The following is a 6,052-nucleotide window of genomic DNA, read 5'->3' on the forward strand; positions in this document are numbered from 1 at the left end:
GGCCATCGTCCCGGCGCTACGGACCTATCGGGACGAACTCTACGACGCCGTCACCGCCGTGGTCCCCGGTCCCACGGTGGACCCGCAGGCCGGGGCCGCGGCGGAGCAGTCCGCCCTGGTCGAGCTGATCCCGATCGAGGCGTGGGAGTCGCTGCTGCGGGAGGGCCTGCGCGGCGGGGCGCTGGCCGGTTTGCTCGCCCAGGACGTCGCGACCTACGGTCTTCGTCTCGAGGACCAGGTGGCCGCCTCGACCCAGGGCTGGAGAACGGCCCCCGGCGGGTATCCGTCGAGCCCCCTGGCATTGGGCTACCTGCGGGTCGAGCGCGCGCAGGCGTTCTTCGCCGGCGCCCTCGCCGATGCGACCGAGGCGGTGCTGCTCGACGTGCTCGGGGAGGTGGGCAAGTCCATCGATCCGACGAACCCACCGGGCACCTTCGTCCATCTGGGCGTCGGGGTCACCGTGGAGGTGATCGAGGCCTGGATCCGGGCACGGCACAGCGACCTGCCGACCACCCGCCCCGCCCAGGTCGTCGCGGACCTGCGGGACGCCTCCCGGGTCCTGCCCGGCTGGGCAGCGGCCTACGAGACCAGCGCCCGCCGGCTCTGGGCCCGCCGGGATCGTGACCCGCTCCGGCCGATCGCGGTGACCCCCGCCGGCGGGCCGTGCCGCGTCTACACCGGCGATCCGAGGGCCGACGGGTTCATCACCTCGCCGGCGGAGAACTTCCTCGACGCCTCGGGGAATCCACGTCCGTCCGCGCGGATGACGCCGACCCAGCGGCGTGCCTATGCCGCCTGGCTCGCGAGCCCGGCGATGGTCGCGAACAACGACCGCATCTCGTTCCTCGACGGCCGGGCCGGCAGCCGCGGATCCTCCCTGCCACCGGACTGGGGACGGCGGCCGGGCTGACCCCGGTTCTCCCCGGTTCTCCCCGTCACCACCGGCTAGATGATCATCCCGGCGCCGAGAGTGGTCCCGGTCGACTCGTCGATGAGCAGCACGCTGCCGGTGTTCCGGTTGCGGCGGTACAGGTCGTAGCACAGCGGGGACGTCGTCCGCAGGGCGATCCGGCCGATGTCGTTCAGACCCAGCGTCTCGACGGTCTCGTCGCGGTGCAGGGTGTCGATGTCGACGCGGTAACAGATGTCGGTGACCATCGCCCGTACCGAACGGGTGGTGTGCTTGATCCCGATCCGGGCCCGGCGGCGCAGCGGGGCGTCGACCATCCAGGAGACCATCAGGTTGAGGTCCTGGCCGACGGCCGGCTGGTTCATCGGCCGGGCGATCGTGTCTCCCCGGGAGACGTCCAGATCGTCCTCGAGCCGGATGGTCACCGACATCGGCGGGAACGCCTCGTCGACCGGGCCGTCGAACGTGTCGATGCCGGCGATCCGCGTGGTCAGCCCGGAGGGCAGGACGACGACCTCGTCGCCGGGCTTGAGCACCCCGCCGGCAACCTGACCGGCGTACCCGCGGTAGTCGTGCAGGTCGTCGTTCCGCGGCCGGACCACCCACTGCACCGGGAAACGCACATCGATGAGGTTGCGGTCGGAGGCGATGTGGAGCTCCTCCAGGTGGTGCAGCAGCGAGCTGCCCTCGTACCAGGGAGTGCTTGGCGACCGGGAGACCACGTTGTCCCCGCCCAGCGCGGAGATCGGGATCGTCGTGACGTCGACGATCTCTAGTTTCGCCGCGAAGTGCCGGAACTCCTCCTTGATCTTCTCGAAGACGTCCCGGTCGAAGTCGACGAGGTCCATCTTGTTCACGCAGAGCACCAGATGGGGCACGCGCAGCAGGGACGTCAGGAAGGCGTGCCGGCGGGTCTGCTCGACGATCCCCTTGCGCGCGTCGACGAGCAGCAGCGCGAGGTCGGCGGTGGACGCGCCGGTGACCATGTTGCGGGTGTACTGCACGTGCCCGGGGGTGTCGGCGAGGATGAACGACCGCCGGGGCGTGGCGAAGTAACGATACGCGACGTCGATCGTGATGCCCTGCTCCCGCTCGGCCCGCAGACCATCGGTGAGCAGCGCGAGGTCGACGTAGCTGTCGCCGCGCTCCCGGCTGGTGCGCTCGACCGCGGCGAGCTGGTCGGAGAACAGCGACTTCGTGTCGTAGAGGAGCCGCCCGATCAGGGTCGACTTCCCGTCGTCGACGGACCCCGCCGTCGCGACCCGCAGCAGCTCGGCCATCAGAAGTACCCCTCCCGCTTACGGTCCTCCATCGCCGCCTCACTGACCCGGTCGTCAGCCCGGGTCGCGCCGCGTTCGGTGAGCCGGGTGGCGGCCACCTCGGCGATGACCTCCTCGACGGTCGCCGCGGTTGACTCGACCGCTCCGGTGCAGGTGATGTCGCCCACCGTGCGATAGCGCACCTGCCGGGGCACCGCCGTCTCACCAGCCAGGGGCCGGGTCAGCGGCGTGACCGCCAGCAGCATGCCGTCGCGCTCGAACACGTCCCGGCGATGCGCGTAGTAGATGGAGGGGATCTCCAGCCGCTCCTGGGCGATGTACCGCCAGATGTCGAGCTCGGTCCAGTTCGACAGCGGGAACACCCGGATGTGCTCACCGGGGCGGTGCCGGCCGTTGTAGAGCGACCACAGCTCGGGGCGCTGGTTCTTGGGGTCCCACTGGCCGAACTCGTCCCGGAAGGAGTAGACCCGTTCCTTGGCCCGCGCCTTCTCCTCGTCCCGGCGCGCGCCGCCGAACATCGCGTCGAACTTGTTGTCGGCGATGGCGTCGAGCAGCACCGGTGTCTGCAGCTGGTTACGCGAGGCCCCCGGACGGGTGTCTTCGGTCAGCACGCCCGCGTCGATGGCGGCCTGGACGGAACCGACCACCAGGCGGGCGGCGAGCTCCGCCGCCCGCCTGTCCCGAAACTCGAGGACCTCGTCGAAGTTGTGCCCGGTGTCGATGTGCAGCAGGGGGAAGGGCAGCTTCGCGGGCCAGAAGGCCTTCTGCGCGACCCGGAGCATGACGATCGAGTCCTTCCCGCCGCTGAACAGCAGGGCGGGACGCTCGAACTCCGCGGCCACCTCGCGGAAGATGTGGATGGCCTCGGCCTCAAGCATCTGCAGCTGGGTGAGCTCGTAACCCATCACCGGCACGCGACCCCCCCCCGTCGAGGCGATGTGTCCCACCAAAGTAGCGGACACGGCGGCCGTGCCGGCGGTTTCGGCGACATTACGCCCCTCACGGTGGACCCACAACCACGACCGACGTCATCCAGAACAACCATGGATCAACAATCGCTACCCTCTGCAACCACTCCGTGGCCGCTCCGAGGGCACTCCGCGAGCACGCGCCTCAACCGCCGGAGCCCCCCGCGGCGCCGATCGCCCGGAGAACCGCCGATGCCCAGCTCGCAGCACAGATGACCAGGTCGGGCAGCAGCGGGTCGGGCTGGTTGTACCGCAGCGGCGAGCCGTCCAGCCGGCTGGTGTGCAGCCCCGCCGACCGCGCGACCGCCACCGGGGCGGCGGAGTCCCACTCGTACTGGCCGCCGGCGTGCAGGTAGATCTCGGCCTCCCCGCGGATGACGGCGGCGGCCTTCGCACCAGCCGAACCCATCGGGACGATGGTGGCGCCTAGTGCCTCCGCGACCTCCGTGACCAGCTGTGGGGCCCGGGTCCGGCTGACCACGATCCGTGGCGGACGCGCCTCGGCCGGCCGCGGCGGCAGCCCGCCCGCGCTGGACAGCGTCAACCCGAGCGCCGGCAGCGCCACCGCGCCCGAGACGAGCTCGCCGGCCTGCCAGAGCGCGACATGCACCGCCCAGTCCGACCTGCCGGGTTCGGCGAACTCGCGGGTGCCGTCCAGGGGGTCGACGATCCAGACCCGCTCCGCGGACAGCCGCGCGACGTCGTCGACGCCCTCCTCGGACAGCACAGCGTCCTGCGGGCGGTGCCGCGCCAACGCCCGGGCCAGGAGCTGATGCGAACGCGCGTCCCCGGCGTCACGCAGGGTCGCGGGTTCGGCGAACCCGACCTCCTCCCTGATCCGCAACAGCAGTTTGCCGGCGTCCGTGGCCAGCCGTCGGGCCAGGACGTCGTCGTCGAGTTCGTCGGTCGCGATGTCGACCGGCACGGTGGACGGCGGGCGGGTGTCATCGGTGTTCATTGGGACGGAGTCTGTCACCAGCTACCGTCGCAAGTGTGAGTACCACCTCCCATCCCGCCCCCGGTCCTGATCACCACCCCAAGTCCGGTGCCAACGGTGCCGCCAGTGTGACCGGCGGGTCCGGCGGGTCCGGTGTGACCGGCGGGTCCGGACCAACCCCCGTCCTGGCGACGCCGGCCCGGGTCGCGGAGCTGACGGCCGCGTCGGTCGCCTGGCCGTCGCTGACCCTGCGCCCGGCCCAGCTCGCCGAGCTGGAACTGCTGCTGCTCGGTGCTTTCGGGTCGGAACCTGGTTATCCCGAGGACCCCGAGATCAATGGCGTGCCGGTGCCGACCCTCATCGTCGGCGCGGCCGAGGCCGGCGCACTGACACCGAGCTCCACGGCGGCCCTGCGGGACACCGAGGGAGTGATGATCGCGGCGCTGCACCTCCGAACGACCATTCCCCTGCCGGACCAGCCGGGGGGTCCGGACGGGCCCCGGGTCCGGCTGGTCGGCACGGTCGAGGGCATCCGGCTGCCCCACCACCCCGATCATCCCGGCCTGCGGCTCACCCCGGCCCAGGTCCGGGCCGAGCTGCTCGCCCGAGGCTGGATCAGCCTCGAGGCGGGTTCCGGCGCGTGCTGGGCGGTGTGGGCGGACGGCCTGCTCCACACGGCGGACGTGGGCCGGATCCGGGCGCTGACCCGGCAGGGCAAACGGTGCGTCGTCCTCGCCCCGGTGGGTGGCGCCGATCCCGCGGACGCTGGGCATCACCTGCGGGTCCGTTGCCTGCTCGCCGCCCTCAAGGCGGTCGACGCCCCGTTGCGGGCCGCCGAGGCGACGCTCTCCTCGGAGGCGCTCGCCGCCGACGCGATCAGCCCGCCGGGTATTGCCGGCCGGCGGTCGGAACCGCCGCCGGACCCCTACCGGCGGCCGAAAGCCGGCGAGGCGGGAACGCCGGAGCACCGCAGCCTGCTGGTCCTCGTTCCGGTCATCCCGTCGGAGGCGCTGGCCACCCCCCGCGAACCGGGCATGAGCGCGACGGTCCTGAAAACATCCGCGAAACCGAGCGGCGCGGCGGCGGGGGTACCGGGCCCGGCCACGGCCGTGACGCCCGCCCCCCCGGCACCCACGGACCTGGCGGACATTGCGTGGGCGGCGGCGGGCGCGGCCTGGACAGGCGTGGAGACGGCGGCGAGCTCCGCCGACGAACTGGCGAAACTCGCCGCCCAGCGGGCGCATCTGGCCAGCTTCTACGGCCTGACCGGCAGCCTCATCGGGCCGGCGATCGGCGCACCCGGGCGGATGGAACTGGCCTCGCTGCTCGACGCCGGCAACCCGATACCGGCCGAACTGACCCCGCCGACGGTGGCCGCGGAGCTCTCCCGCGCCATCCCACCACGTTCGAAGCGGGGCCTGGCCGTGTTTCTCACCGGGCTGTCCGGCTCCGGGAAGTCGACGCTGGCCGGCCTGCTCGTCTGCCGACTACTGGAATACGGCGGACGCCGGCTCACTTTGCTCGACGGGGACGTCGTGCGGGCCCAGCTGTCCCAGGGACTGGGATTCTCCCGCGCCGACCGCGACATCAACGTCCGACGGATCGGCTTCGTCGCGGCCCAGGTCGCGGGAGCCGGAGGCGCCGCGGTGTGCGCGCCGATCGCGCCGTACGCCGACGTGCGCGCCCAGGTCCGGGGGATGGTCCGGGCCGCAGGCGGCGGATTCGTGCTGGTACACGTGTCCACACCGCTGGAGGTGTGCGAGGCGCGGGACCGTAAGGGGCTCTATGCCAAGGCGCGCGCAGGCGTCCTGCCCGCCTTCACCGGCGTGTCCGATCCGTACGAGACGCCGACCGACGCCGACGCCACGGTGAACACCGCGGAGCTCTCCGCCGAGGACGCCGTGGACCGGATCATCGACCACCTACGCCACGCCGGCTGGCTGGCTGGCTAGCTGAT

At 72.1% G+C, this 6,052-nt stretch carries 4 protein-coding genes and 1 pseudogene; 2 read left to right on the forward strand and 3 right to left on the reverse strand.

Going from position 1 to position 6,052, the window contains the following annotated elements; all coding sequences use genetic code 11:
- Positions 1-910 (forward strand): annotated as a pseudogene (locus AC08OQ_RS16895) (hypothetical protein); the annotation flags it as partial.
- Positions 911-945: 35 nt separating this feature from the next.
- On the opposite strand, the gene AC08OQ_RS16900 reads toward AC08OQ_RS16895, so the two are convergent.
- The 3 genes from AC08OQ_RS16900 to AC08OQ_RS16910 form a co-directional block, all read right to left on the reverse strand.
- A complete protein-coding gene (locus AC08OQ_RS16900) occupies positions 946-2,190 on the reverse strand; it encodes a sulfate adenylyltransferase subunit 1 (RefSeq protein ID WP_476600950.1) in 1,245 nt (414 codons plus the stop codon).
- The gene (gene cysD, locus AC08OQ_RS16905; protein ID WP_476600952.1) at positions 2,190-3,104 is read right to left on the reverse strand and encodes a sulfate adenylyltransferase subunit CysD; all 915 of its coding nucleotides are present in this window, start codon (positions 3,102-3,104) and stop codon (positions 2,190-2,192) included. The genes AC08OQ_RS16900 and cysD overlap by 1 nt, the downstream gene beginning before the upstream one ends.
- 199 nt (positions 3,105-3,303) lie before the next feature.
- Entirely contained in the window at positions 3,304-4,116 is an 813-nt protein-coding gene (locus AC08OQ_RS16910; protein ID WP_476600955.1) for a 3'(2'),5'-bisphosphate nucleotidase CysQ, read from the reverse strand.
- Between the two features lie 35 nt (positions 4,117-4,151).
- On the opposite strand from AC08OQ_RS16910, the gene cysC reads away from it, so the two are divergent.
- On the forward strand, positions 4,152-6,047 hold the full coding sequence (cysC, locus tag AC08OQ_RS16915; RefSeq protein WP_476600953.1) for an adenylyl-sulfate kinase: 1,896 nt from the start codon (positions 4,152-4,154) through the stop codon (positions 6,045-6,047).
- Positions 6,048-6,052: the final 5 nt, after the last annotated feature.

The sequence above is a fragment of the Frankia sp. CcCS3 genome, from assembly GCF_977927575.1.

Excerpts from the sequence above, each read along its gene's own strand:
- AC08OQ_RS16910 (WP_476600955.1), bottom strand. The coding sequence starts at position 4,116 with ATGAACACCGATGACACCCGCCCGCCGTCCACCGTGCCGGTCGACATC.
- AC08OQ_RS16900 (WP_476600950.1), bottom strand. The coding sequence starts at position 2,190 with ATGGCCGAGCTGCTGCGGGTCGCGACGGCGGGGTCCGTCGACGACGGG.